The following is a 26551-nucleotide window of genomic DNA, read 5'->3' on the forward strand; positions in this document are numbered from 1 at the left end:
TTCAAGCATCAACCGCTTTTTGGGTCGACTTGAAGACACGAATTTTTTTGCCGTCTTCTACTTTGAAACCAACGCGGTCAGCCTTGTTGGTTTCGCCGTTGAAAATGGCGACGTTGGAAGCGTGCAGTGGCGCTTCTTTCTCGACGATACCGCCCTGTACGCCCGACATCGGGTTAGGCTTGGTATGGCGCTTAACCAGGTTCAGACCACCAACAACCAGACGGTTGTCAGCGAGAACCTTAAGCACCTTACCGCGCTTACCCTTGTCTTTGCCGGCGATCACGATGATCTCGTCGTCACGACGAATCTTTTGCATGTCGGATCTCCTTACAGCACTTCTGGGGCGAGCGAGACGATCTTCATGAACTTCTCAGTACGAAGTTCACGGGTCACTGGCCCAAAGATACGGGTGCCGATCGGCTCTTGCTTGTTGTTCAACAGAACAGCAGCGTTGCCATCAAAGCGGATGATGGAGCCGTCAGCACGACGGACGCCATGGCGAGTGCGGACTACAACAGCAGTCATCACTTGACCTTTCTTCACCTTACCGCGAGGAATTGCTTCCTTGACGGTAACTTTGATGATGTCACCGATACCAGCGTAACGACGATGGGAGCCACCCAGCACCTTGATGCACATAACGCGGCGAGCGCCGCTGTTATCGGCCACATCGAGCATGGATTGAGTCTGAATCATATAATTTCTCCGACCCTTAGCCCTTAGACTTCCACAGCGCGTTCGAGAACATCAACCAGAGCCCAAGACTTGGTCTTGGCCATCGGACGAGTTTCACGAATAGTGACTTTGTCGCCGATGTGGCACTGGTTGGTTTCGTCGTGCGCGTGCAGCTTAGTCGAACGCTTAACGTATTTACCGTAGATAGGGTGCTTAACGCGACGCTCGATCAGAACGGTGATGGTCTTGTCCATCTTGTCGCTGACAACACGGCCAGTCAGCGTACGGACAGTTTTTTCGGCTTCAGCCATGATTACTTACCTGCCTGCTGGTTGAGCACAGTCTTCACGCGAGCGATGTCACGCTTAACTTGCGAGAGCAGATGAGACTGCCCCAACTGGCCAGTTGCCTTCTGCATACGCAGATTGAACTGGTCGCGCAGCAGGCCGAGCAGTTGCTCGTTCAGCTGCTGTGCGGATTTTTCACGAAGTTCATTCGCTTTCATCACATCACCGTCCGTTTAACAAAGGAGGTGGCGAGCGGCAGCTTTGCAGCAGCCAGGGCGAAAGCCTCACGCGCCAGCTCTTCAGAAACACCCTCGATTTCATACAGGACTTTGCCTGGCTGAATCTGGGCAACCCAGTATTCGACGTTACCCTTACCTTTACCCATCCGAACTTCGAGTGGCTTCTTGGAAATAGGCTTGTCCGGGAATACACGGATCCAGATCTTGCCGCCACGTTTTACGTGACGGGTCAGAGCACGACGCGCTGACTCGATCTGACGAGCGGTGAGACGACCACGAGCAACAGACTTCAGCGCGAACTCGCCGAAGCTGACTTTGCTACCGCGCAATGCCAGACCACGGTTGTGGCCGGTCATTTGCTTGCGGAACTTCGTACGCTTTGGTTGCAACATTTGGCGTACCCCTTACTTAGCAGCTTTTTTACGAGGCGCAGGTGCTTGTGGCTTCAGCTCTTCTTGGCGACCACCAATTACTTCGCCTTTGAAGATCCAAACCTTCACACCGATCACACCGTAAGTGGTGTGAGCTTCGTAGGTGGCATAGTCGATATCGGCACGCAGGGTGTGCAGCGGCACACGACCTTCGCGATACCATTCAGTACGTGCGATTTCAGCACCGCCGAGACGACCGCTCACTTGGATTTTGATGCCTTTGGCACCAATGCGCATGGCGTTCTGTACTGCGCGCTTCATAGCGCGACGGAACATTACGCGACGCTCCAGCTGCTGAGCTACGCTCTGGGCAACCAGCATACCGTCGAGCTCCGGCTTGCGGATCTCTTCGATATTGATGTGCACAGGCACACCCATTTGCTTGGTCAGGTCCTGACGCAGTTTCTCAACATCTTCACCTTTCTTGCCGATCACGATGCCGGGACGAGCGGTGTGGATGGTGATGCGTGCAGTTTGAGCCGGACGATGGATATCGATACGGCTTACGGACGCGCTTTTTAGTTTGTCTTGGAGGTACTCACGCACATTCAGATCTGCGAGCAAATAGTCCGCATAAGTCCGACCGTCTGCGTACCAGACGGAGGTGTGCTCCTTGACGATTCCCAGGCGAATGCCAATGGGATGTACTTTCTGACCCATCTCTTCGACTCCGTTACTTGTCAGCAACCTTGACAGTGATATGGCAAGACCGCTTGACGATGCGATCAGCACGGCCTTTGGCACGTGGCATGATGCGCTTCAGCGAACGCCCTTCGTTGACGAAAACGGTGGAGACCTTCAGGTCATCAACGTCTGCGCCTTCGTTATGCTCGGCGTTGGCTACGGCCGACTCCAGCACTTTCTTCATGATCTCGGCGGCTTTCTTACTGCTGAAAGCCAACAGGTTGAGCGCTTCGCCCACCTTCTTCCCGCGGATCTGGTCGGCGACCAAGCGGGCTTTCTGGGCGGAGATTCGAGCGCCCGACAACTTAGCGGCTACTTCCATCGTTCCTTACCCCTTAACGCTTGGCTTTCTTGTCAGCCACGTGCCCGCGATATGTACGGGTACCGGCGAACTCGCCCAGTTTGTGGCCGACCATGTCTTCGTTCACGAGAACTGGAACATGTTGACGACCGTTATGCACAGCAATGGTCAGACCGACCATTTGTGGCAGGATCATGGAACGGCGCGACCAGGTCTTAACTGGTTTGCGATCGTTCTTTTCCGCCGCCACTTCGATCTTCTTCAGTAGGTGAAGATCAATAAAAGGACCTTTTTTCAGAGAACGTGGCACTGTCGTATCCCTCTATTTACTTGCGACGACGGACGATCATTTTGTCGGTACGCTTATTACCACGAGTCTTCGCGCCCTTAGTCGGGAAGCCCCATGGCGATACCGGATGACGACCACCAGAGGTACGACCTTCACCACCACCATGTGGGTGGTCAACCGGGTTCATGGCAACACCACGAACGGTTGGGCGAACGCCACGCCAGCGTTTGGCACCAGCTTTACCCAGCGAGCGCAGGCTGTGCTCGGAGTTCGAGACTTCGCCCAGGGTCGCACGGCATTCAGCCAGGACTTTACGCATCTCACCAGAACGCAGACGCAGGGTCACGTAGACACCTTCACGAGCGATCAGCTGCGCCGAAGCACCAGCAGAACGAGCGATTTGCGCGCCTTTACCTGGCTTCAGTTCGATGCCGTGTACGGTACTACCAACTGGAATGTTACGCAGTTGCAGAGCGTTACCCGGCTTGATCGGCGCCAGAGCACCTGCGATCAGCTGGTCGCCAGTGCTCACGCCTTTAGGGGCGATGATGTAGCGACGCTCGCCGTCTGCGTACAGCAGCAAAGCGATGTGAGCAGTACGGTTTGGATCGTATTCGATACGCTCGACAGTGGCAGCGATGCCATCTTTGTCGTTGCGACGGAAGTCGACCAGACGGTAGTGCTGCTTATGACCACCACCAACGTGACGAGTGGTAATACGGCCATTGTTGTTACGACCACCAGACTTCGATTTCTTCTCGAGCAGCGGTGCGTGAGGAGCGCCTTTATGCAGCTCCTGGTTGACCACCTTGACCACAAAACGGCGGCCAGGGGAAGTCGGTTTGCATTTAACGATTGCCATGATGCACCCCTTCCTTACTCAGCACTGCTGCTGAAATCGAGATCTTGGCCTGGCTGAAGGGAGATAACTGCCTTCTTCCAGTCATTACGCTTGCCCAGACCGCGAGCGGTACGCTTGCTCTTACCCAGAACGTTCAGGGTAGTAACGCGCTCCACTTTCACGCTGAACAGGCTTTCGACGGCCTTCTTGATTTCCAGCTTGGTTGCATCAGTAGCAACCTTGAAAACGAACTGGCCTTTCTTGTCTGCCAGAACCGTAGCCTTCTCGGAAACGTGCGGGCCAAGCAGAACTTTAAATACGCGTTCCTGGTTCATCCCAGCAGCTCCTCGAATTTCTTCACGGCCGACACAGTGATCAACACTTTGTCGTATGCGATCAGACTAACTGGATCGGAACCTTGCACGTCACGTACATCAACGTGTGGCAGGTTACGAGCAGCCAGGTACAGGTTCTGATCAACAGCGTCAGACACGATCAGAACGTCGGTCAGACTCATGTTGTTCAGCTTGCCCAGCAGATCTTTGGTTTTCGGAGTTTCAACAGCGAAATCCTGAACCACGACCAGACGATCAGTACGCACCAGCTCAGCAAGGATGGAACGCATTGCTGCGCGATACATCTTCTTGTTCAGCTTCTGCGAGTGATCCTGTGGACGAGCTGCGAAAGTGGTACCGCCGCCACGCCAGATTGGGCTACGGATAGTACCGGCACGAGCACGGCCAGTACCTTTCTGACGCCATGGGCGCTTGCCACCACCGGAAACGTCGGAACGGGTCTTTTGCTGCTTGCTACCTTGACGGCCGCCGGCCATGTAGGCCACGACTGCTTGGTGAACCAGCGTCTCGTTGAATTCGCCGCCAAATGTCAGTTCGGAAACTTCGATCGCTTGAGCGTCATTTACATTTAATTGCATGTCAGCTTCCCCTTAACCGCGAGCCTTGGCCGCCGGACGTACAACCAGGTTGCCGCCAGTAGCGCCAGGAACAGCACCCTTGACCAACAACAGATTGCGTTCAGCGTCGACGCGCACTACTTCCAGGGACTGCACGGTCACGCGCTCAGCGCCCATATGACCGGACATTTTTTTGCCCTTGAATACACGACCAGGAGTCTGGCACTGGCCAATAGAGCCCGGGACGCGGTGGGAAACGGAGTTACCGTGGGTGTTATCTTGACCGCGGAAATTCCAACGCTTGATGGTACCGGCGAAGCCTTTACCTTTCGACTGACCGGTAACATCTACCAGTTGGCCTGCTGCGAAGATTTCTGCATTGATCAGATCGCCAGCTTGGTACTCGCCTTCTTCAAGGCGGAATTCCCAAACGCCACGACCGGCAGCAACGTTCGCTTTAGCGAAGTGACCTGCTTGAGCAGCAGTCACGCGCGAAGCACGACGCTCACCTACAGTGACTTGCACTGCACGATAGCCATCGGTTTCTTCAGTTTTGAACTGGGTGACGCGATTCGGCTCGATCTCAATGACCGTGACCGGAATGGAGACACCTTCTTCGGTGAAAATACGGGTCATACCGCATTTACGACCGACTACACCAATAGTCATGTTGTAAACCTCATGAGTGTACGGGGCTTTCACCCGCTATGGCCGCCCATTTCAGAGCGTTACACGACTAAGACCGAGTCTTAGCCGAGGCTGATCTGCACTTCCACACCTGCCGCAAGATCAAGCTTCATAAGAGCATCAACGGTTTTATCCGTTGGCTGGACGATGTCCAGTACGCGCTTATGAGTACGGATCTCGTACTGGTCACGCGCGTCTTTGTTGACGTGCGGGGAGACCAGAACGGTGAACCGCTCTTTACGGGTAGGCAGTGGAATAGGACCACGCACTTGAGCACCAGTACGTTTCGCGGTTTCCACGATTTCCTGGGTGGATTGGTCGATCAGGCGATGGTCAAAAGCCTTCAACCTGATACGGATTTGCTGATTTTGCATTGGATTTCAGACTCCAGGCTGCTATTCCCACCGGGCGCAATACGCCCGTTAAAAGGAGGCGCAATTCTATAGACGGCCCCACAGAGTGTCAACCCAATAAAAAAGCCCCCGCAAGCGGGGGCTTTTTCATGAGTCGTCGATTACTCGATGACTTTGGCTACGACGCCAGCGCCGACGGTACGACCGCCTTCACGGATAGCGAAACGCAGACCATCTTCCATCGCGATGGTTTTGATCAGAGTGACAGTCATCTGGATGTTGTCACCCGGCATTACCATTTCAACACCTTCTGGCAGCTCGCAGTTACCAGTCACGTCAGTAGTACGGAAGTAGAACTGTGGACGGTAGCCTTTGAAGAACGGAGTATGACGACCGCCTTCTTCTTTGCTCAGAACGTACACTTCAGCAGTGAACTTGGTGTGCGGCTTAACGGTACCTGGCTTAACCAGAACCTGGCCACGCTCAACGTCGTCACGCTTGGTGCCACGCAGCAGAACGCCGCAGTTCTCACCAGCACGACCTTCGTCCAGCAGCTTGCGGAACATCTCAACACCGGTGCAGGTGGTTTTCTGAGTGTCGCGCAGACCAACGATCTCAACTTCTTCCTGGATGCGAACGATACCACGCTCAACACGACCAGTTACCACGGTACCGCGGCCGGAGATCGAGAATACGTCTTCGATTGGCATCAGGAACGGCTTGTCGATAGCACGCTCTGGCTCTGGGATGTAGGTATCCAGAGTTTCTACCAGCTTCTTAACAGCGGTAGTGCCCATTTCGTTGTCGTCTTGGCCGTTCAGAGCCATCAGAGCCGAACCGATGATGATTGGAGTGTCATCACCTGGGAAGTCGTAAGTGCTCAGCAGGTCGCGCACTTCCATCTCAACCAGTTCCAGCAGCTCAGCGTCGTCCACCATGTCAGCCTTGTTCAGGAAGACAACGATGTACGGAACGCCTACCTGACGGGACAGCAGGATGTGCTCGCGAGTTTGTGGCATCGGACCATCGGCAGCCGAGCAAACCAGGATCGCGCCGTCCATCTGGGCAGCACCAGTGATCATGTTTTTGACGTAGTCGGCGTGACCTGGGCAGTCAACGTGCGCGTAGTGACGAATGTTCGAATCGTACTCTACGTGCGCAGTGTTGATGGTGATACCACGAGCTTTTTCTTCCGGAGCGCTGTCGATCTTGTCGAAGTCAACGCGAGCCGAACCGAAAACCTCGGAGCAAACACGAGTCAGTGCAGCGGTCAGAGTGGTTTTACCGTGGTCAACGTGACCGATGGTGCCAACGTTGACGTGCGGTTTGTTACGTTCAAATTTTTCTTTAGCCACGACAGTGAACCTCTTGCCTAAAGGGCTGGATTAGCCTTGTTTTTTAACGAGTGCTTCGACGATATTCGACGGAGCTTCGGCGTACTTGGAGAACTCCATGGAGTAGCTCGCGCGACCCTGGGACATGGAACGAACGTCGGTCGCATAACCGAACATTTCACCCAGCGGCACTTCAGCACGGATAACCTTGCCAGAGACCGAGTCTTCCATACCCTGGATCAGACCACGACGACGGTTCAGGTCACCCATCACGTCACCCATGTAGTCCTCAGGGGTTACTACTTCAACCTTCATGATCGGCTCAAGAACTACGCCCTTGCCCTTCTCACGCAGCTGCTTGGTCGCCATGGAGGCCGCTACCTTAAACGCCATCTCGTTAGAGTCGACGTCGTGGTAAGAACCATCAAACACGGTAGCCTTCAGGCCGATCAGCGGATAGCCGGCGACAACGCCGTTCTTCATCTGCTCTTCGATACCCTTCTGGATTGCCGGGATGTATTCCTTCGGAACCACACCACCAACGACCTCGTTGGCAAACACCAGACCTTCAGTGATATTGCCTTTTTCGTCGACGTCTGCCGGAGCAAAACGGATCCAGCAATGACCGAACTGGCCACGACCGCCGGATTGACGAACGAACTTACCTTCAACTTCACAGCCGACGGTGATCTTCTCGCGGTAGGAAACCTGCGGCTTACCGATGTTGGCTTCGACATTGAACTCGCGCTTCATGCGGTCAACGAGGATGTCCAGGTGAAGCTCACCCATACCCGAGATGATGGTTTGACCAGTTTCTTCGTCAGTCTTGACGCGGAACGACGGATCTTCCTGAGCCAGCTTGCCCAGTGCAATACCCATCTTCTCCTGGTCTTGCTTGGTTTTCGGCTCAACAGCTACCGAAATCACCGGCTCAGGGAAGTCCATACGCTCGAGGATAACCGGACTGGCAGCATCACACAGGGTGTCACCAGTGGTGACGTCCTTCATGCCGATCAGCGCAGCGATGTCGCCCGCGAGCACTTCCTTGATTTCTTCACGCTGGTTGGCGTGCATCTGCACCATACGACCAACGCGCTCTTTCTTGCCCTTGACCGAGTTGATCACGGAGTCGCCAGACTGCAGCATGCCCGAGTAAACGCGCACGAAAGTCAGGGTACCCACGAACGGGTCAGTAGCAATCTTGAACGCCAGAGCCGAGAACGGCTCGCTGTCGTCGGCGTGGCGCTCGATTTTCGGAGCGTTTTCGTCGTCGATGTTGTCCGGATGGATACCCTGGATTGCAGGGATCTCGGTCGGAGCAGGCAGGTAGTCGATGACAGCATCGAGAACCAGCGGAACGCCCTTGTTCTTGAACGAGGAACCGCAGACAGCCGGAACGATCTCGCTGGCCAGGGTGCGCGCGCGCAGACCTGCCTTGATCTCTTCGACAGTCAACTCACCTTCTTCAAGGTACTTGTTCATCAGCTCTTCGTTGGCTTCGGCGGCAGCTTCAACCATGTTGGAGCGCCACTCGTTAGCCAGGTCCAGCATATCGGCAGGAATTTCTTCCTCGCGATAGGTAGTACCCTTGTCGTCGTCGTTCCAGTAGATAGCCTTCATCTTGATCAGATCGATCTGACCTTCGAAGTTATCTTCTGCACCGATAGCCAGTTGAACTGGAACCGGAGTGTGACCCAGACGGTTTTTGATCTGAGCAACAACGCGCAGGAAGTTGGCACCGGCACGGTCCATCTTGTTCACGTAAACAACACGTGGAACGCCGTATTTGTTGGCTTGACGCCATACGGTTTCGGACTGAGGCTCAACACCGGAAGTACCGCAGAACACAACGACCGCGCCGTCGAGTACGCGCAGCGAACGCTCTACTTCAATAGTGAAGTCTACGTGACCCGGGGTATCGATAACGTTTACACGATAGTTATCGTATTGGCCGCGCGAACCTTTCCAGAAGGTAGTTACAGCAGCAGAGGTAATGGTGATACCACGCTCCTGCTCCTGCACCATCCAGTCGGTGGTAGCAGCACCGTCATGCACCTCACCCATCTTGTGGCTGAGACCTGTGTAGAACAGGATCCGCTCGGTAGTGGTAGTCTTGCCCGCGTCAACGTGGGCACAGATACCGATGTTACGGTAGCGGTTGATTGCTGTAGTACGAGCCATAAAGCCCTCGCAAAATGAATGATGCCGATATTAGAAGCGGTAGTGCGAGAAAGCCTTGTTGGCTTCAGCCATACGGTGTACGTCTTCACGCTTCTTAACTGCAGCACCCTTGCCTTCGGCAGCATCCAGCAGTTCGCCAGCCAAGCGCAGAGCCATAGACTTCTCGCCGCGCTTACGGGCGAAGTCTACCAACCAGCGCATTGCCAGAGCGTTACGACGGGACGGGCGAACTTCGACCGGAACCTGGTAAGTAGCACCGCCAACACGGCGCGACTTCACTTCGACCAGCGGAGCGATGGCGTCGAGAGCTTTCTCGAAGATTTCCAGGGGATCGCTGTTCTTGCGTTCTTTAACTTTTTCCAGCGCGCCATAAACGATACGCTCGGCAACGGCTTTCTTGCCGCTTTCCATTACGTGGTTCATGAACTTGGCGAGGATCTGGCTTCCGTATTTCGGATCGTCCAGAATCTCACGTTTGGCTGCTACGCGACGTCTTGGCATGATAAGCCCTCAAACGGTCTTCAGGTTAGCTCGGGACAGTTGATCCAAAGGACTCGTGCCCGACCTTACTCTTATCGACTCAATAAAATAATTAACTGCAAAACGGCCGATTACTTCGGACGCTTGGTACCGTACTTCGAACGACCTTGGTTACGACCTTTAACGCCGGAGGTATCCAGGGAGCCGCGAACGGTGTGGTAACGAACACCTGGCAAGTCTTTTACACGACCGCCGCGGATCAGTACCACGCTGTGCTCTTGCAGGTTGTGGCCTTCACCACCGATGTACGAGGAAACCTCGAAACCGTTGGTCAGACGCACACGGCATACTTTACGCAGTGCCGAGTTAGGTTTTTTCGGCGTAGTGGTATACACGCGAGTGCACACGCCACGACGTTGCGGGCAGTTCTGCAGCGCAGGCACGTCGGATTTCTCGACGATACGCTTACGCGGCTGACGTACCAGCTGGTTGATAGTTGCCATCTACTAGCTCCACTGTTGTCTTTCGACATAAACAAAATGGCAGGGCGCAAGCCCCACCAAATTTAGGGGTACAAGAGTCTAAAGAGGATCTTGCCCCCAGTCAAGGCAAGGCCCCGACCTCCCCTATCAGCGAACCCCGACAAAATCGTCTTGATTCGTGAGCGGAAAAGCCGGGGCCCTATCTCAATCTACTGCAGACCTCAGTTACCGCTGGAGTTCAGCGCTTCGGTCAGTGCAGCTTCAACTTCACTTGCGCTTACGCGCAGAGGCCTGTCTGCATCACGGCGACGCTTACGCTCACTGTGATAGGCCAGGCCAGTACCAGCCGGGATCAGGCGACCCACGACCACGTTTTCTTTCAGGCCGCGCAGGTAATCGCGCTTGCCGGTTACCGCTGCTTCGGTCAGTACGCGAGTGGTCTCTTGGAAAGAGGCCGCCGAGATGAACGATTCGGTCGACAGCGACGCCTTGGTGATACCCAGCAGAACGCGGGTGAACTTGGCGACAAACTTGTCTTCGGTGTTCAGACGCTCGTTCTCTACCAGTACGTGAGTCAGTTCCATCTGGTCGCCCTTGATGAAGCTGGAATCGCCGGATTCAGCGATCTCAACCTTACGCAGCATCTGACGCAGAATGGTCTCGATGTGCTTGTCGTTGATCTTCACGCCCTGCAGGCGGTAAACGTCCTGGATCTCGTTCACGATGTACTTGGCCAGCGCACTCACACCCAGCAGACGCAGGATGTCGTGTGGATCGCTTGGACCGTCGGAGATAACTTCGCCGCGGTTTACCTGTTCGCCTTCGAAGACGTTCAGGTGACGCCACTTCGGAATCAGCTCTTCGTACGGATCGCTACCGTCGTTCGGGGTAATGACCAGACGGCGCTTGCCCTTAGTCTCTTTACCGAACGCGATGGTGCCGCTGACTTCAGCCAGAATCGATGCTTCTTTCGGACGACGAGCTTCGAACAAGTCGGCAACACGCGGCAGACCACCGGTGATGTCGCGGGTCTTCGAAGTTTCTTGCGGGATACGAGCGATAACATCACCGATCGCGATCTTCGCGCCGTCCGCTACACCGACCAGGGCGTTGGCTGGCAGGAAGTACTGAGCAATTACGTCAGTGCCTGGCAGCAACAGATCCTTGCCGTTGTCGTCGACCATCTTCACGGCAGGACGGATGTCTTTGCCGGCAGCTGGACGATCTTTCGCGTCAAGTACTTCAATGTTGGTCATACCGGTCAATTCGTCAGTCTGACGCTTGATCGTGATGCCTTCTTCCATGCCCACGTAGGTCACGGTACCTTTCATTTCGGTAACGATCGGGTGAGTGTGCGGATCCCACTTGGCCACGATAGAGCCAGCGTCGACCTTGTCACCCTCTTTAACCGAAATCACAGCACCGTACGGCAGCTTGTAACGCTCACGCTCACGACCGAAGTCGTCAGCGATCGCCAGCTCGCCGGAGCGGGACACAGCAACCAGGTGACCATCCACTCGCTCAACGTGCTTCAGGTTGTGCAGACGGACGGTACCGCCATTCTTCACCTGAACGCTGTCGGCCGCGGAGGTCCGACTTGCCGCACCACCGATGTGGAACGTACGCATCGTCAGCTGGGTACCCGGCTCACCGATGGACTGAGCAGCGATAACGCCGACAGCTTCACCGATGTTCACCTGATGACCACGAGCCAAGTCGCGGCCGTAGCACTTGGCGCAAATGCCGTAGCGGGTTTCGCAGCTGATCGGCGAACGCACGATCACTTCGTCGATGCTGTTCAGCTCGATGAACTCGACCCACTTCTCGTCGACCAGAGTGCCGGCAGGAACGATGACGTCCTCGGTACCTGGCTTGAATACGTCACGGGCAATAACACGACCCAACACGCGCTCACCCAACGGCTCTACAACGTCACCGCCTTCAATGTGCGGAGTCATTACCAGGCCATGCTCGGTGCCACAGTCGATCTCGGTTACAACCAGATCCTGCGCCACGTCTACCAGACGACGAGTCAGGTAACCGGAGTTCGCAGTTTTCAACGCGGTATCCGCCAGACCTTTACGAGCACCGTGAGTCGAGATGAAGTACTGGAGTACGCTCAGACCCTCACGGAAGTTCGCAGTAATCGGCGTTTCGATGATGGAACCGTCCGGCTTGGCCATCAGACCACGCATACCGGCCAGCTGACGAATCTGTGCTGCGGAACCCCGCGCACCCGAGTCGGCCATCATGTACATCGAGTTGAAGGATTCTTGCTCGACTTCGTCGCCGTGACGGTCAATGACTTTCTCTTTCGAGAGGTTGGCCATCATCGCCTTGGATACTTCGTCGTTCGCTTTCGACCAAAGGTCGATCACTTTGTTGTACTTCTCGCCCTGGGTTACCAGGCCGGAGGCGTACTGGCTCTCGATCTCTTTCACTTCGTCGGTGGCGGCACCGATGATGCGGGCTTTTTCATCCGGGATAACGAAGTCGTTAACACCGATGGAAACGCCGGAAATAGTCGAGTAGGCAAAACCGGTGTACATCAACTGGTCAGCGAAGATCACAGTCTCTTTCAGACCAACCACGCGGTAGCACTGGTTGATGAGCTTAGAGATTGCCTTTTTCTTCATCGGCAGGTTGACGACGTCGTACGACAGACCTTTTGGCACAACCTGGAACAACAGCGCACGGCCGACAGTGGTGTCGACGATACGAGTGTTGGTCACGCTGCCGCCATCACGGTCATTGACGGTTTCGGTGATCCGCACCTTGACCTTGGCATGCAACGCGGCTTCGCCGGCACGGAATACACGGTCAACTTCCTGCAGATCCGCGAACACACGACCTTCGCCCTTGGCGTTGATCGCCTCACGAGTCATGTAGTACAGACCCAATACAACGTCCTGCGACGGAACGATGATTGGCTCACCGTTGGCTGGCGACAGGATGTTGTTGGTCGACATCATCAACGCACGCGCTTCCAGCTGGGCTTCCAGTGTCAGCGGTACGTGCACGGCCATTTGGTCGCCGTCGAAGTCGGCGTTGTACGCAGCACAGACCAGAGGGTGCAGCTGGATAGCCTTACCTTCGATCAGTACTGGCTCAAACGCCTGGATACCCAGACGGTGAAGGGTCGGTGCACGGTTGAGGAGCACTGGGTGTTCGCGAATCACTTCGGCGAGAACGTCCCAGACCTCTGGCAGCTCGCGCTCGACCATTTTCTTCGCGGCTTTGATGGTGGTGGCCAGGCCACGCATTTCCAATTTGCCGAAAATGAACGGTTTGAACAGCTCGAGAGCCATTTTCTTAGGCAGACCGCACTGGTGCAGACGCAGGGTCGGACCTACGGTAATTACCGAACGACCGGAGTAGTCAACACGCTTACCGAGCAAGTTCTGACGGAAACGACCTTGCTTACCCTTGATCATGTCGGCCAGGGATTTCAGAGGACGCTTGTTGGAACCGGTGATAGCGCGGCCACGACGACCGTTGTCGAGCAGTGCGTCGACGGCTTCCTGCAACATACGCTTTTCGTTGCGCACGATGATGTCCGGAGCGGACAGATCCAGCAGGCGCTTCAAACGGTTGTTACGGTTGATCACTCGACGATACAGATCGTTGAGGTCGGAAGTCGCGAAACGACCGCCATCCAGCGGGACCAACGGGCGCAGATCTGGTGGCAGAACCGGCAGAACGGTCAGCACCATCCACTCTGGCAGGTTGCCGGAACCCTGGAAGGCTTCCATCAACTTCAGACGCTTGGACAGCTTCTTGATCTTGGTTTCCGAGTTGGTTTGCGGAATCTCTTCGCGCAGACGGCCAATCTCGTGTTCCAAGTCGATAGCGTGCAGCAGCTCGCGGACAGCCTCGGCACCCATGCGGGCGTCGAAGTCGTCACCGAACTCCTCCAGCGCTTCGAAATACTGCTCGTCGTTCAGCAGTTGACCTTTTTCCAGGGTGGTCATGCCCGGGTCGATAACGACGTAGCTCTCGAAGTAGAGAACACGCTCGATATCACGCAGGGTCATGTCCATCAGCAGGCCGATACGGGACGGCAGCGATTTCAGGAACCAGATGTGGGCAACCGGCGAAGCCAGTTCGATGTGCGCCATGCGCTCACGACGAACCTTGGCCAGTGCAACTTCAACGCCGCACTTCTCGCAGATCACGCCACGATGCTTCAAGCGCTTGTACTTACCGCACAGGCACTCGTAATCCTTTACCGGGCCAAAGATCTTGGCGCAGAACAGGCCGTCACGCTCAGGCTTGAACGTACGGTAGTTGATGGTTTCCGGCTTTTTAACTTCACCGAACGACCACGAACGGATCATCTCAGGCGAGGCCAATCCGATACGGATGGCGTCGAACTCTTCGACTTGACCCTGGTTTTTCAGCAAATTCAGTAGGTCTTTCAAGGCCTTTCCTCCTGGCGGAGCAGAGAGCGGGCAATCCTGCCCCGCTCTCGATTCGCGTCACGTGTTATTCGGTTTCCAGATCGATATCGATGCCGAGGGAACGAATTTCTTTGATCAACACGTTGAAGGACTCGGGCATGCCCGGCTCCATACGGTGATCGCCGTCCACGATGTTTTTGTACATCTTGGTCCGACCGTTCACATCGTCCGACTTCACTGTGAGCATTTCTTGCAGAGTGTATGCAGCACCGTATGCTTCCAGTGCCCAGACCTCCATCTCCCCGAAACGCTGACCACCGAACTGCGCCTTACCACCCAGCGGCTGCTGGGTAACCAGGCTGTACGAACCGGTAGAACGAGCGTGCATCTTGTCGTCTACCAAGTGGTTCAGCTTCAGCATGTACATGTAGCCAACAGTAACCGGGCGCTCGAACTTGTTACCGGTACGGCCGTCGGTCAGCTGCATCTGGCCGCTTTCTGGCAGGTCCGCCAGTTTCAGCATGGCCTTGATTTCGCTTTCCTTGGCACCGTCGAACACCGGAGTGGCCATCGGCACGCCGCCGCGCAGGTTCTTCGCCAGATCAAGGATTTCCTGATCGGAGAAGCTATCCAGATCTTCGTTACGACCGCCGATCTGGTTGTAGATCTCGTCCAGGAACTTACGCAGTTCCGCGACCTTGCGCTGCTCTTCGACCATGCGGTTGATCTTCTCGCCCAGACCTTTGGCCGCGAGGCCCAGGTGGGTTTCGAGAATCTGACCAACGTTCATACGCGAAGGTACGCCCAACGGGTTGAGGACGACGTCGACCGGGGTGCCATTGGCATCGTGCGGCATGTCTTCAACCGGCATGATCACGGAGACCACACCCTTGTTACCGTGACGACCGGCCATCTTGTCGCCCGGCTGGATGCGGCGGCGGATTGCCAGGTAAACCTTGACGATTTTCAGCACGCCTGGAGCCAGGTCATCGCCCTGCTGCAGTTTGCGCTTCTTGTCTTCGAACTTGTCGTCCAGCAGACGGCGGCGATCAACGATGTAGGCCTGGGCCTTCTCGAGCTGCTCGTTCAGAGCATCTTCAGCCATGCGCAGTTTGAACCACTGACCATGCTCAAGACCGTCGAGTACTTCGTCGGTGATCTCCTGACCTTTCTTCAGACCGGCGCCGCCTTCGGCTTTGTGGCCGACCAGAGCGGAACGCAGACGTTCGAAAGTGGCGCCTTCAACGATACGGAACTCTTCGTTCAGATCCTTACGGATCTCGTCGAGCTGGCTCTTCTCGATCGACAAGGCACGAGCGTCACGCTCCACGCCGTCGCGAGTGAAGACCTGTACGTCGATGACAGTACCCTTGGTACCGGTAGGTACACGCAGGGAAGTGTCTTTAACGTCGCTGGCTTTTTCACCGAAGATTGCACGCAGCAGTTTCTCTTCCGGAGTCAGCTGGGTCTCGCCTTTCGGAGTGACCTTACCGACCAGGATGTCGCCTGCGCCAACTTCAGCACCCACATAAACGATACCGGCTTCGTCCAGCTTGTTCAGTGCAGCCTCGCCCACGTTCGGGATGTCTGCAGTGATTTCCTCTGGGCCAAGCTTGGTGTCACGGGCCACACAGGTCAGTTCCTGGATGTGGATCGTGGTGAAGCGGTCTTCCTGAACCACACGCTCGGACAGGCAGATGGAGTCTTCGAAGTTGAAGCCGTTCCATGCCATGAACGCGATGCGCATGTTCTGACCCAGAGCCAGCTCACCCATGTCGGTGGACGGACCGTCGGCCATGATGTCGCTACGCTGAACCCGATCGCCCTTGCTCACCAGCGGACGCTGGTTGATGCAGGTGTTCTGGTTGGAGCGGGTGTATTTGGTCAGGTTGTAGATGTCGACACCGGCTTCGCCTGGTTCAACTTCGTCATCCGCAACACGAACCACGATACGGCTGGCGTCAACCGAGTCGATCACGCCACCACGGCGAGCCACGACACAAACGCCGGAGTCACGGGCAACGTTACGCTCCATCCCGGTACCTACCAGCGGCTTGTCGGCACGCAGGGTTGGTACAGCCTGACGCTGCATGTTCGAACCCATCAACGCACGGTTGGCGTCGTCGTGCTCGAGGAACGGAATCAGCGACGCCGCAACCGAAACTACCTGCTTCGGCGAAACGTCCATCAAGGTGACGTCTTCTGGCGCCTTGACGGTGAATTCGTTCAAGTGACGAACAGCTACCAGCTCATCGATCAGCTGACCTTTGTCGTTCATGGTCGCCGAAGCCTGGGCGATCACGTGATCGGCCTCTTCGATAGCGGACAGGAACACGATCTCGTCGGTCACCAGACCTTCTTTCACCACGCGGTACGGGCTCTCGAGGAAGCCGTACTGGTTGGTGCGAGCATAGGCAGCCAAGGAGTTGATCAGACCGATGTTCGGACCTTCCGGCGTTTCAATCGGGCACACACGACCATAGTGAGTCGGGTGTACGTCACGAACTTCGAAGCCTGCGCGCTCACGGGTCAGACCGCCCGGGCCGAGTGCGGAGACACGACGCTTGTGGGTGATCTCGGACAGCGGGTTGTTCTGGTCCATGAACTGGGACAGCTGGCTGGAACCGAAGAACTCTTTCACCGCCGCAGCCACAGGCTTGGCATTGATCAGGTCTTGCGGCATCAGGCCTTCGCTTTCAGCCATCGACAGACGCTCTTTGACCGCACGCTCAACACGTACCAGGCCAACGCGGAACTGGTTCTCGGCCATTTCGCCTACGCAGCGAACACGACGGTTACCCAGGTGGTCGATGTCATCGACGATGCCTTTGCCGTTACGGATGTCGACCAGAGTCTTCAGAACAGCAACGATGTCTTCCTTGCACAACACGCCCGAACCTTCGATCTCGGTACGACCGATACGACGGTTGAACTTCATCCGGCCGACCGCAGACAGGTCATAGCGCTCAGGGCTGAAGAACAGGTTGTTGAACAGGGTCTCGGCCGCATCCTTGGTTGGAGGCTCGCCAGGACGCATCATGCGATAGATCTCGACCAACGCTTCCAGCTGGTTGGTGGTGGAGTCGATCTTCAGAGTGTCGGAAACGAACGGACCGCAATCGATATCGTTGGTGTACAACGTTTCGATACGCACGACCTGAGCCTTGGCGATCTTCGCCAGGATCTCGGTGTTCAGCTCGGTGTTGCACTCTGCCAGGATTTCGCCGGTGGCCGGATGCACGATGACCTTGGCGGTAGTACGACCCAGGACGTAGTCCAGAGGCACTTCCAGCTCTTTGATCCCGGCTTTTTCCAGCTGGTTGATATGACGAGCGGTAATACGACGACCCTGCTCGACAATAACCTTGCCTTTGTCATCCTGAATATCGAGGACTGCAATTTCACCGCGCAGGCGCTGAGGCACCAGCTCCAGGCTCAGGCTTTCGCCGCGCACATGGAATACGTTGGTGGTGTAGAAAGCATCCAGCACCTCTTCAGTGGTGTAGCCCAGCGCACGCAGCAGTACCGATGCAGGCAGCTTGCGACGACGGTCGATACGCACGAACACGCAGTCTTTCGGGTCAAACTCGAAGTCCAACCAGGAGCCGCGGTAAGGAATGATACGTGCGGAGTACAGCAGCTTACCGGAGCTGTGCGTCTTGCCACGGTCGTGGTCGAAGAATACGCCAGGGGAACGGTGCAGCTGGGAAACGATTACACGCTCGGTACCGTTGATTACGAAGGTACCATTCTCAGTCATCAGGGGGATTTCACCCATGTAGACTTCTTGCTCTTTGATGTCCTTGATCGCTTTGTTCGACGATTCTTTGTCGAAAATGATCAGACGAACTTTTACCCGCAAAGGTACGGCGTAAGTTACACCGCGCAGCACGCATTCTTTGACATCAAATGCCGGTTCGCCCAGGCGATAACCGACATACTCCAACGCAGCATTGCCGGAGTAGCTGATGATCGGGAAAACGGATTTGAAGGCCGCATGCAGGCCCACGTCGCGGAACTGATCTTTAGTCGCTCCCGCTTGCAAGAATTCACGATACGAATCCAGCTGGATGGCCAGGAGGTACGGCACATCCATGACGTCCGGCAACTTGCTAAAGTCCTTGCGGATACGTTTTTTCTCAGTATATGAGTAAGCCATCAGCGTTCCCCAGCTTGGTCACCTGCTTATTTGGCCCCTCCCGACGGGAGCAGCCAGAAAATCGTGCAAACCCTTTGGTTTGCGCCACCGCACAGGGTGGTTACAGCACGTTAAAGGCACCGACCCAGTCGGCTGCCAATAACGGAAAAAGGCCGGTGGCAAGAGCCACCAGCCATCAGCCTCAGCTTAACGCTTGGGCTGGAGACACAAAGTCGATGCTTACTTCAGCTCGACTTTAGCGCCTGCTTCTTCCAGAGCTGCTTTGGCTTTGTCAGCGGCTTCTTTAGCAACGCCTTCCAGAACCATGGCAGGAGCACCGTCAACTACAGCCTTGGCTTCTTTCAGGCCCAGACCGGTCAGTTCACGTACAGCCTTGATCACGTTAACTTTCTTCTCGCCAGCTTCGGTCAGCATGACGTTGAATTCAGTTTGCTCTTCAACAACAGCGGCAGCAGCAGCTGGACCAGCAGCGGCAACAGCAGCGGTAACGCCGAAGGTTTCTTCCATTGCTTTGATCAGCTCAACAACTTCCAGAACGGTTTTCTGGCCGATTGCTTCGATGATTTGCTCGTTAGTCAGAGACATGACTATAAATTCCTGTATTGGGGTGACAGCCTACGCAGCCATCAAATTAAACATATGATTTTGAAAGGGCTTGCAGTGCCTTAGGCAGCAGCAGCTTCTTTCTGGTCGCGAATGGCCGCCAGAGTACGAGCCAGCTTGCTGGTAGCGCCTTGGATCACGCTCATCAGCTTCGCAATAGCTTCGTCGCGAGTTGGCAGCGAAGCCAACACGTCGATCTCGTTTGCTGCGAGGTACTTGCCCTCGAACGCAGCTGCCTTGATCTCGAACTTTTCCTGACCCTTTGCGAACTCTTTGAAAATACGAGCAGCAGCGCCCGGATGTTCCTTGGAGAATGCAATCAGGGTCGGGCCGACGAACGCGTCGTTGAGCACATCATATTGAGTGCCTTCAACAGCGCGCTTGAGCAGGGTGTTACGTACAACACGTACATACACGCCAGCTTCGCGGGCCTCTTTACGGAGTCCGGTCATAGCGCCTACTGTCACACCACGGGCATCAGCCACGACAGCGGACAGAGCGCCTTTGGCAGCCTCGTTGACTTCAGCGACGATGGCCTTCTTGTCTTCGAGTTTAATTGCCACGGGTTTAACTCCTGCTTGTTACCGTTTCATCCAACCGAGGCCGGATGTCGTTTTGGTGTCTGATTCGGTAAGGAACCGGGAGCACCATCTGCGTAGGCTTGTGGTTTAAGACTTGCGTCGCCTACGGTCTTGGATAGCCCCCGCCAGGCAGGGACCCCAATCTTTCAATTGACGCAATCTCTTGCGTCAACCTGTGTCTTATACGTCCAGCGAACCTTGGTCGATGACCAGACCTGGGCCCATAGTGGTGCTCAGGGTAACGCGCTTGACGTAGATACCTTTCGAGGAAGCCGGCTTGATACGCTTCAGATCAGCGATCAGGGCTTCAACGTTTTCCTTCAGCTTGACGGCGTCGAAGCCGACCTTGCCAACGGAGGTGTGGATAATGCCGTTTTTGTCGGTGCGATAACGAACTTGACCGGCCTTGGCGTTTTTAACAGCGCCAGCTACGTCTGGAGTTACGGTACCAACCTTAGGGTTAGGCATCAGACCGCGCGGACCGAGGATCTGGCCCAATTGACCGACAACGCGCATTGCATCCGGGGAAGCAATAACTACGTCATAGTTCAGGTCGCCGCCTTTCATTTCGGCAGCCAGGTCGTCCATACCTACGCGATCAGCACCGGCAGCCAGGGCAGCTTCAGCGGCTGGGCCCTGGGTGAACACAGCTACACGTACAGTCTTGCCAGTGCCGTGTGGCAGCACGGTAGCGCTACGAACAACCTGGTCGGATTTACGTGGGTCAACACCCAAGTTTACAGCGACGTCAACAGACTCGCTGAACTTGACGGTCGACAGCTCGGTCAGGAGAGCAGCTGCGTCTACGAAGCTGTAGGCCTTGCCCGCTTCAATCTTGCCGGCGATAGCCTTTTGGCGCTTGGTCAGCTTAGCCATTACACACCCTCCACGTTAAGGCCCATGCTACGAGCAGAACCGGCGATAGTACGCACGGCTGCATCCATATCAGCTGCAGTCAGATCCGCGTTTTTGGTTTTCGCGATTTCTTCCAGCTGAGCACGGGTAACGGTGCCAACCTTAACGGTGTTCGGACGAGCGGAACCGCTGGTCAGGCCAGCAGCTTTCTTCAGCAGAACCGAAGCAGGGGTGCTCTTAGTTTCGAAAGTGAAGCTGCGGTCACTGTAGACAGTGATGATCACAGGAGTCGGCAGACCTGGCTCAAGACCCTGGGTACGGGCGTTGAAGGCCTTGCAGAACTCCATGATGTTCACGCCGTGCTGACCCAGAGCTGGACCGACGGGTGGACTTGGGTTGGCCTGTGCGGCCTTCACTTGCAGCTTGATGTAAGCAGTAATCTTCTTAGCCATGAGGCACTCCAATTACGGGTTCAAACGCCTGGAAAGGCTCCCCGGTTACTTGCGCGTTTATCCCAGTGACGACAAAACCCCACAGCCTTGGGCTGCGGGGTATGGGATTCTCGTTCAGTTATGCCTTTTCGACCTGACTGAACTCTAGCTCTACCGGAGTAGAGCGACCGAAAATGAGCACAGCCACTTGGATCCGGCTCTTTTCGTAGTTAACCTCTTCGACAGTGCCGTTAAAGTCAGCGAACGGACCATCGGTAACACGAACAACCTCACCCGGCTCGAACAGAGTCTTAGGCTTAGGCTTGTCACTACCATCAGCAACACGACGCAGAATGGCTTCTGCCTCTTTATCCGTGATTGGTGCAGGCTTGTCGGCAGTACCACCGATAAAACCCATCACCCGAGGAGTATCCTTGACCAAGTGCCAAGTACCCTCGTTCATGTCCATCTGAACCAGCACATAACCTGGGAAGAACTTGCGCTCGCTTTTGCGTTTCTGGCCATTACGCATCTCAACCACTTCTTCAGTGGGAACCAGAATTTCACCAAAGCCATCTTCCATGCCAGCCAGCTTTACGCGCTCGATCAACGAACGCATTACATGCTTCTCGTAACCCGAGTAAGCATGCACAACGTACCAACGCTTAGCCACGGGACACCCTTAGCCAACAATCAAGGAAACGAGCCAGCCGAGCAGGGAATCAAGCCCCCACAACAGCAACGCCATAACCAGAACAACAGCCACTACGATCAACGTGGTCTGCGTGGTTTCTTGGCGAGTTGGCCATACGACTTTACGAATCTCGGTGCGAGCTTCCTTAACCAGTACAAAGAAAGACTTGCCCTTGGCAGTCTGCAGGCCTACAAAGGCAGCTACAGCAGCGATAGCAAGCAAAGCGAGTACACGATACAGGATCGGCGAAGCGGAGTAATACTGATTACCGACAACGCCAACGACCACCAAAGCAACTACTACAAGCCACTTGAGCAGATCGAAGCGAGAGCCTTGAGCTTCAGCTTTAGGAGTCATCTATGAAGATCCTGTGAAAAGAAAGCCAGACACACCGAGTGAATCTGGCAGGTCAGGAGGGAATCGAACCCCCAACCTACGGTTTTGGAGACCGTCGCTCTGCCAATTGAGCTACTGACCTAAAAACAAAATCAGGCCGACCATTATGCCGGCCCGATGGAGATATATCAAGAACTTACTCGATGACTTTGGCTACGACGCCAGCGCCGACGGTACGACCGCCTTCACGGATAGCGAAACGCAGACCATCTTCCATCGCGATGGTTTTGATCAGAGTGACAGTCATCTGGATGTTGTCACCTGGCATTACCATTTCAACGCCTTCTGGCAGCTCGCAGTTACCAGTCACGTCAGTAGTACGGAAGTAGAACTGTGGACGGTAGCCTTTGAAGAACGGAGTATGACGGCCGCCTTCTTCCTTGCTCAGAACGTACACTTCAGCAGTGAACTTGGTGTGCGGCTTAACGGTACCCGGCTTAACCAGAACCTGGCCACGCTCAACGTCGTCACGCTTGGTGCCACGCAGCAGAACGCCGCAGTTCTCACCAGCACGACCTTCGTCCAGCAGCTTGCGGAACATCTCAACACCGGTGCAGGTGGTTTTCTGAGTGTCGCGCAGACCAACGATCTCAACCTCCTCCTGGATGCGAACGATACCACGCTCAACACGACCAGTTACCACGGTACCACGGCCGGAGATCGAGAATACGTCTTCGATTGGCATCAGGAACGGCTTGTCGATAGCACGCTCTGGCTCTGGGATGTAGGTATCCAGAGTTTCTACCAGCTTCTTAACAGCGGTAGTGCCCATTTCGTTGTCGTCTTGGCCGTTCAGAGCCATCAGAGCCGAACCGATGATGATTGGAGTGTCATCACCTGGGAAGTCGTAAGTGCTCAGCAGGTCGCGCACCTCCATCTCAACCAGCTCCAGCAGCTCAGCGTCGTCTACCATGTCAGCCTTGTTCAGGAAGACAACGATGTACGGAACGCCTACCTGACGGGACAGCAGGATGTGCTCGCGAGTTTGCGGCATCGGACCATCGGCAGCCGAGCAAACCAGGATCGCGCCGTCCATCTGGGCAGCACCAGTGATCATGTTTTTGACGTAGTCGGCGTGACCTGGGCAGTCAACGTGCGCGTAGTGACGAATGTTCGAGTCGTACTCTACGTGCGCGGTATTGATGGTAATACCACGAGCCTTTTCTTCCGGGGCGCTGTCGATCTTGTCGAAGTCAACACGAGCCGAACCGAAAACCTCGGAACAGACGCGAGTCAGAGCAGCAGTCAGAGTGGTTTTACCGTGGTCAACGTGACCAATGGTACCAACGTTGACGTGCGGCTTATTACGTTCGAACTTTTCCTTAGCCATCGAAATCACCCCTAGGAGAAGAATTGAGCAAGTCACACAAGCCATTAAAACAAAGGCAGATATTTTCATATCTGCCTTGTTATATGGAGCTCTTGAGCGGATTTGAACCGCTGACCTCACCCTTACCAAGGGTGTGCTCTACCAACTGAGCTACAAGAGCGAAACACTTTTCACAACCTGCAAACTTGGAGCGGGTAGCGGGAATCGAACCCGCATCATCAGCTTGGAAGGCTGAGGTTCTACCACTAAACTATACCCGCGGAGCCTGCAGCTCACGCTAAATCTGGTGGAGGGGGAAGGATTCGAACCTTCGAAGTCGTAGACGTCAGATTTACAGTCTGATCCCTTTGGCCGCTCGGGAACCCCTCCTAAGCGAGGCAGCATTCTACATCATGCCACCCTTCTGTCAAGCATTTTCTCATTAAAAAACCTGAGGTTAGCTGCGTTGACCTTGCTTCGCTGCGTCTACCTCTTAGAGGTCTTCACTGCGGAGCGGGCGCCATTCTATGCAAACTATTCGGCAGTTGCAATGCCTTCGCATGACATTATTTTATGTTTTAACTCATTGAATTCTTTAGCAAGATTCTGCAGCAGCGAATCATCCAGCAAATGCTTGCTTTCAGGAGCTACCCGCAACCAGTAACCAGAAGCATCAGGCAACCCCAAGGACTTCAACCGGACCTCCACCCCCAATGCCGACAGACGCTGCTCGAGCATTTGAGCCTGATCACGACGAGCAAAACCACCTATATAGAGGCAATCGGCTTGAGCACTCTCCCCTTTGTCACGCCTAGAGAGAGCGTCAGACGACTCACTCAACAAGCGGATATCCTGCTGGGACCCTTTATAAAGCGTCAGAGGTGTTACCTCTTTGGCACGCAAAGGCGCTTCCTGCTGATGCCAGACGTAATAGAACACATTGAGAACCAGGAGCAGCAGGAACAACCAGCGCATAGAAACCTCAGGACAATGGGCATGCCATAGCCAATCCGACAAAAACCAGATCCGGAACCACTTGCCCTTGCGGCACAACCCCAGAAACCAGATCAGCATCACCACCGGTGAGAAATACTACGAAATCATCTCCCCAGTAACCACGCGCCAACTCCAACTGAGTTAGAACGAACCCCCTCAACATCAATGAGCAGCCGCGCTCTACCGCCTCAACCGTCGTACGACCCGGCAACAGGCTCACCAGCGCGCGTTCGGCAGACAAATCATCGTACCGAATTCGACGAGTGTGAGTTCTCAGCTGATTACGCATCAATGGCATCCCTGGGCAGATAAACCCCCCCAGGTGCTCGCCATCCGCAGCAATGAAATCCGCTGTAACCGCCGTCCCGAAATCGAGTACCAGACAGGCACCAGCCGCAAGGCGAAAGCCTCCCAGCATAGCAAGCCACCGATCCAGGCCAAGTCGCTCAAACTCCTCATAACCATTTCTTACGCCGGCCATTTCTTTCGCAGGCGCAGCACAGATCACCGCCACGCCAAAAGCCTGTACCAACATGGAAGTAAGCTTGCTCGTCTCCTCAGCCGTGCGCACGCTGACCAAGCGGCAGCGGGTCAAAACCAAGCCATTTAGCGTACGCAGACGCCCGACCAAAGCATCATCGGAATCAACCACACCCTCAGCAAATACCCCAAGCGCAGCATTATCCAGAACGCGCCATTTAATGAAGCTGTTTCCACAATCAAGCTCAAGAATCATCGCGTAACCTCAAGCTGAGCTCACCACCGCTGTAGACCTTCTCAACCCCATCCACCCTCAATCGCAATGCGCCCTGCTGATCGATGCCCATAACAACACCGTCTATTTTATTGACCCCAGCAATCAGAGACACCGCACTACCTTGCCACAAGTGATTCTGCTCCCATTCCTCTTGAATAGAGGAAAAGCCCTGGGTTTGGTGGCGCTCCAGGTAAGCCTTCAGCATCATGTTCAGCCGAGCAACCAACTGGTTGCGATCAACCTGCTTGCCGGACTCAAGCCGTACAGACGTCCACTGCTGATCAATCTCGTCGGTTTTCTGCATGCTGACGTTGATACCTACACCCAGAACTACATGACAGACATCAGCAGGATCCCCAACCAACTCCAACAGGATTCCGGCGATTTTTTTGCGTCCAACTAAAACATCGTTTGGCCACTTCAGGCCCGCACCAGCAATTCCAAACTCGCGCAAGGTTTGCATGACCGCCAGCCCGACTACCAAGCTGAGCCCTTCAAGCTGACGCATTCCACCATCGATACGCAGTACGAGGCTGTAATAAACATTTTCTGCAAAAGGGCTGGCCCATTTTCGCCCTCTCCGACCACGCCCCGCCGCCTGACGCTCAGCGAGCACCAGGAACGGCGTAGGCACACCACGCTCGACAGCCCTCAGAGCTTCGGCATTTGTAGAGTCGATAGAATCGAAAACCAGCACAGCCCAAGGGCAATCCTTTGATTGCTCGTAAATATCAGCCGGATCCAGAAGCGTCAGCGGGGCCGCCAACTGATAACCGCGGCCGCGAACTTTATGGATAGAGAGCCCCAGCTCAGCCTCCAACTGCTGCAACTGCTTCCACACGGCACTGCGACTAACACCCAAGGCGGCACCAAGGGCCTGGCCCGAGTGAAACCGTCCATCCTTCAGAAGCTCCAACAATGTCAGCATGCAGATCTCGCCTCACAATGAGGCAGGCATGATAGCCATGCCTAAGGCTGTTGCATAGAAAGCGTGACCAGGCACAATCAAGCAGCTAGCAGCTGCAATTTGAAAGGTTTTCCCACGCGCAAAACAAAACCCCAATTGCTTTCGCAATTGGGGTTTCGGAATTCAATCTTGACGATGACCTACTCTCACATGGGGAAACCCCACACTACCATCGGCGATGCATCGTTTCACTTCTGAGTTCGGGATGGGATCAGGTGGTTCCAAT

29 protein-coding genes, 4 tRNA genes and 1 rRNA gene are annotated in these 26551 nt (G+C 55.2%); all 34 read right to left on the reverse strand.

Annotated elements, in window-relative coordinates; translation table 11 throughout:
- Position 1: 1 nt before the first annotated feature.
- Complete coding sequence (gene rplX / locus CRO75_RS23705) at positions 2-316, reverse strand: 50S ribosomal protein L24 (protein WP_003186046.1); 315 nt, start codon at positions 314-316, stop codon at positions 2-4.
- 11 nt (positions 317-327) lie between these two features.
- The gene (rplN, locus tag CRO75_RS23710; RefSeq protein ID WP_002555479.1) at positions 328-696 is read right to left on the reverse strand and encodes a 50S ribosomal protein L14; all 369 of its coding nucleotides are present in this window, start codon (positions 694-696) and stop codon (positions 328-330) included.
- Positions 697-719: 23 nt separating this feature from the next.
- Positions 720-986, reverse strand: coding sequence for a 30S ribosomal protein S17 (rpsQ, locus tag CRO75_RS23715; protein WP_003194644.1), 267 nt, complete (start codon positions 984-986; stop codon positions 720-722).
- A gap of 2 nt (positions 987-988) precedes the next feature.
- Positions 989-1180 carry a 50S ribosomal protein L29 gene (gene rpmC, locus CRO75_RS23720; RefSeq protein ID WP_002555481.1) on the reverse strand — a complete coding sequence of 64 codons (192 nt, stop codon included), beginning with the start codon at positions 1178-1180 and terminating at the stop codon, positions 989-991.
- Entirely contained in the window at positions 1180-1593 is a 414-nt protein-coding gene (gene rplP / locus CRO75_RS23725) for a 50S ribosomal protein L16 (protein ID WP_003228729.1), read from the reverse strand. Before rplP ends, rpmC begins: the two co-directional genes overlap by 1 nt.
- A 12-nt stretch (positions 1594-1605) precedes the next feature.
- Positions 1606-2292: a 30S ribosomal protein S3 gene (gene rpsC, locus CRO75_RS23730; RefSeq protein ID WP_007924192.1), complete on the reverse strand. Its 687-nt coding sequence runs from the start codon at positions 2290-2292 to the stop codon at positions 1606-1608.
- A gap of 13 nt (positions 2293-2305) precedes the next feature.
- Positions 2306-2638, reverse strand: a complete 333-nt coding sequence (gene rplV, locus CRO75_RS23735) for a 50S ribosomal protein L22 (RefSeq protein WP_003103908.1) — start codon at positions 2636-2638, stop codon at positions 2306-2308.
- Positions 2639-2651: 13 nt separating this feature from the next.
- Positions 2652-2927 (reverse strand): 30S ribosomal protein S19, encoded by a 276-nt coding sequence (rpsS, locus tag CRO75_RS23740; RefSeq protein ID WP_002555486.1) that lies wholly within the window; start codon positions 2925-2927, stop codon positions 2652-2654.
- Positions 2928-2943: 16 nt separating this feature from the next.
- A complete protein-coding gene (gene rplB, locus CRO75_RS23745) occupies positions 2944-3768 on the reverse strand; it encodes a 50S ribosomal protein L2 (protein WP_097138610.1) in 825 nt (274 codons plus the stop codon).
- 14 nt (positions 3769-3782) lie between these two features.
- Positions 3783-4082 carry a 50S ribosomal protein L23 gene (gene rplW, locus CRO75_RS23750; RefSeq protein ID WP_002555488.1) on the reverse strand — a complete coding sequence of 100 codons (300 nt, stop codon included), beginning with the start codon at positions 4080-4082 and terminating at the stop codon, positions 3783-3785.
- Entirely contained in the window at positions 4079-4681 is a 603-nt protein-coding gene (gene rplD, locus CRO75_RS23755; protein ID WP_007924200.1) for a 50S ribosomal protein L4, read from the reverse strand. The genes rplW and rplD overlap by 4 nt, the downstream gene beginning before the upstream one ends.
- Positions 4682-4693: 12 nt before the next feature.
- The gene (rplC, locus tag CRO75_RS23760) at positions 4694-5329 is read right to left on the reverse strand and encodes a 50S ribosomal protein L3 (protein WP_007924205.1); all 636 of its coding nucleotides are present in this window, start codon (positions 5327-5329) and stop codon (positions 4694-4696) included.
- 80 nt (positions 5330-5409) lie between these two features.
- Positions 5410-5721 (reverse strand): 30S ribosomal protein S10, encoded by a 312-nt coding sequence (rpsJ, locus tag CRO75_RS23765; RefSeq protein ID WP_003186070.1) that lies wholly within the window; start codon positions 5719-5721, stop codon positions 5410-5412.
- Between the two features lie 140 nt (positions 5722-5861).
- Positions 5862-7055, reverse strand: coding sequence for an elongation factor Tu (gene tuf / locus CRO75_RS23770; protein ID WP_007924207.1), 1194 nt, complete (start codon positions 7053-7055; stop codon positions 5862-5864).
- 30 nt (positions 7056-7085) lie between these two features.
- Positions 7086-9215, reverse strand: a complete 2130-nt coding sequence (fusA, locus tag CRO75_RS23775) for an elongation factor G (protein ID WP_007925960.1) — start codon at positions 9213-9215, stop codon at positions 7086-7088.
- Between the two features lie 30 nt (positions 9216-9245).
- Complete coding sequence (gene rpsG, locus CRO75_RS23780; RefSeq protein WP_007925959.1) at positions 9246-9716, reverse strand: 30S ribosomal protein S7; 471 nt, start codon at positions 9714-9716, stop codon at positions 9246-9248.
- 110 nt (positions 9717-9826) lie between these two features.
- Positions 9827-10198, reverse strand: coding sequence for a 30S ribosomal protein S12 (rpsL, locus tag CRO75_RS23785; protein ID WP_003186084.1), 372 nt, complete (start codon positions 10196-10198; stop codon positions 9827-9829).
- A gap of 200 nt (positions 10199-10398) precedes the next feature.
- Positions 10399-14598 (reverse strand): DNA-directed RNA polymerase subunit beta', encoded by a 4200-nt coding sequence (gene rpoC / locus CRO75_RS23790; RefSeq protein ID WP_097138612.1) that lies wholly within the window; start codon positions 14596-14598, stop codon positions 10399-10401.
- 64 nt (positions 14599-14662) lie between these two features.
- Positions 14663-18736 (reverse strand): DNA-directed RNA polymerase subunit beta, encoded by a 4074-nt coding sequence (gene rpoB / locus CRO75_RS23795; protein WP_007925957.1) that lies wholly within the window; start codon positions 18734-18736, stop codon positions 14663-14665.
- A 219-nt stretch (positions 18737-18955) separates the two neighbouring features.
- Entirely contained in the window at positions 18956-19321 is a 366-nt protein-coding gene (gene rplL, locus CRO75_RS23800; protein WP_007925956.1) for a 50S ribosomal protein L7/L12, read from the reverse strand.
- An 80-nt stretch (positions 19322-19401) separates the two neighbouring features.
- Positions 19402-19902, reverse strand: coding sequence for a 50S ribosomal protein L10 (gene rplJ, locus CRO75_RS23805; RefSeq protein WP_007925954.1), 501 nt, complete (start codon positions 19900-19902; stop codon positions 19402-19404).
- A 198-nt stretch (positions 19903-20100) separates the two neighbouring features.
- The gene (gene rplA, locus CRO75_RS23810; protein WP_007925952.1) at positions 20101-20796 is read right to left on the reverse strand and encodes a 50S ribosomal protein L1; all 696 of its coding nucleotides are present in this window, start codon (positions 20794-20796) and stop codon (positions 20101-20103) included.
- A complete protein-coding gene (gene rplK / locus CRO75_RS23815) occupies positions 20796-21227 on the reverse strand; it encodes a 50S ribosomal protein L11 (protein ID WP_003176435.1) in 432 nt (143 codons plus the stop codon). Before rplK ends, rplA begins: the two co-directional genes overlap by 1 nt.
- Before the next feature lie 118 nt (positions 21228-21345).
- Entirely contained in the window at positions 21346-21879 is a 534-nt protein-coding gene (gene nusG, locus CRO75_RS23820; RefSeq protein ID WP_002555501.1) for a transcription termination/antitermination protein NusG, read from the reverse strand.
- 9 nt (positions 21880-21888) lie between these two features.
- Positions 21889-22257, reverse strand: coding sequence for a preprotein translocase subunit SecE (gene secE / locus CRO75_RS23825; protein ID WP_009045851.1), 369 nt, complete (start codon positions 22255-22257; stop codon positions 21889-21891).
- A 45-nt stretch (positions 22258-22302) separates the two neighbouring features.
- Positions 22303-22378 (reverse strand) — tRNA-Trp (locus CRO75_RS23830).
- A gap of 54 nt (positions 22379-22432) precedes the next feature.
- On the reverse strand, positions 22433-23626 hold the full coding sequence (gene tuf, locus CRO75_RS23835) for an elongation factor Tu (RefSeq protein WP_007924207.1): 1194 nt from the start codon (positions 23624-23626) through the stop codon (positions 22433-22435).
- A gap of 84 nt (positions 23627-23710) precedes the next feature.
- A tRNA-Thr gene (locus tag CRO75_RS23840) sits at positions 23711-23786 on the reverse strand.
- 26 nt (positions 23787-23812) lie between these two features.
- A tRNA-Gly gene (locus CRO75_RS23845) sits at positions 23813-23886 on the reverse strand.
- A 24-nt stretch (positions 23887-23910) separates the two neighbouring features.
- Positions 23911-23995 (reverse strand) — tRNA-Tyr (locus tag CRO75_RS23850).
- Between the two features lie 144 nt (positions 23996-24139).
- Positions 24140-24580, reverse strand: coding sequence for a hypothetical protein (locus CRO75_RS23855; RefSeq protein WP_097138614.1), 441 nt, complete (start codon positions 24578-24580; stop codon positions 24140-24142).
- A 7-nt stretch (positions 24581-24587) separates the two neighbouring features.
- On the reverse strand, positions 24588-25337 hold the full coding sequence (locus CRO75_RS23860) for a pantothenate kinase (protein ID WP_097138616.1): 750 nt from the start codon (positions 25335-25337) through the stop codon (positions 24588-24590).
- Positions 25327-26286: a bifunctional biotin--[acetyl-CoA-carboxylase] ligase/biotin operon repressor BirA gene (gene birA, locus CRO75_RS23865; protein WP_097138618.1), complete on the reverse strand. Its 960-nt coding sequence runs from the start codon at positions 26284-26286 to the stop codon at positions 25327-25329. Before birA ends, CRO75_RS23860 begins: the two co-directional genes overlap by 11 nt.
- 166 nt (positions 26287-26452) lie before the next feature.
- Positions 26453-26551 (reverse strand): 5S ribosomal RNA (rrf, locus tag CRO75_RS23870); the annotation flags it as partial.

Origin of the sequence: Pseudomonas sp. LAMO17WK12:I10 (genome assembly GCF_900215185.1) — a bacterium.
Classification (GTDB): domain Bacteria; phylum Pseudomonadota; class Gammaproteobacteria; order Pseudomonadales; family Pseudomonadaceae; genus Aquipseudomonas; species Aquipseudomonas chlororaphis.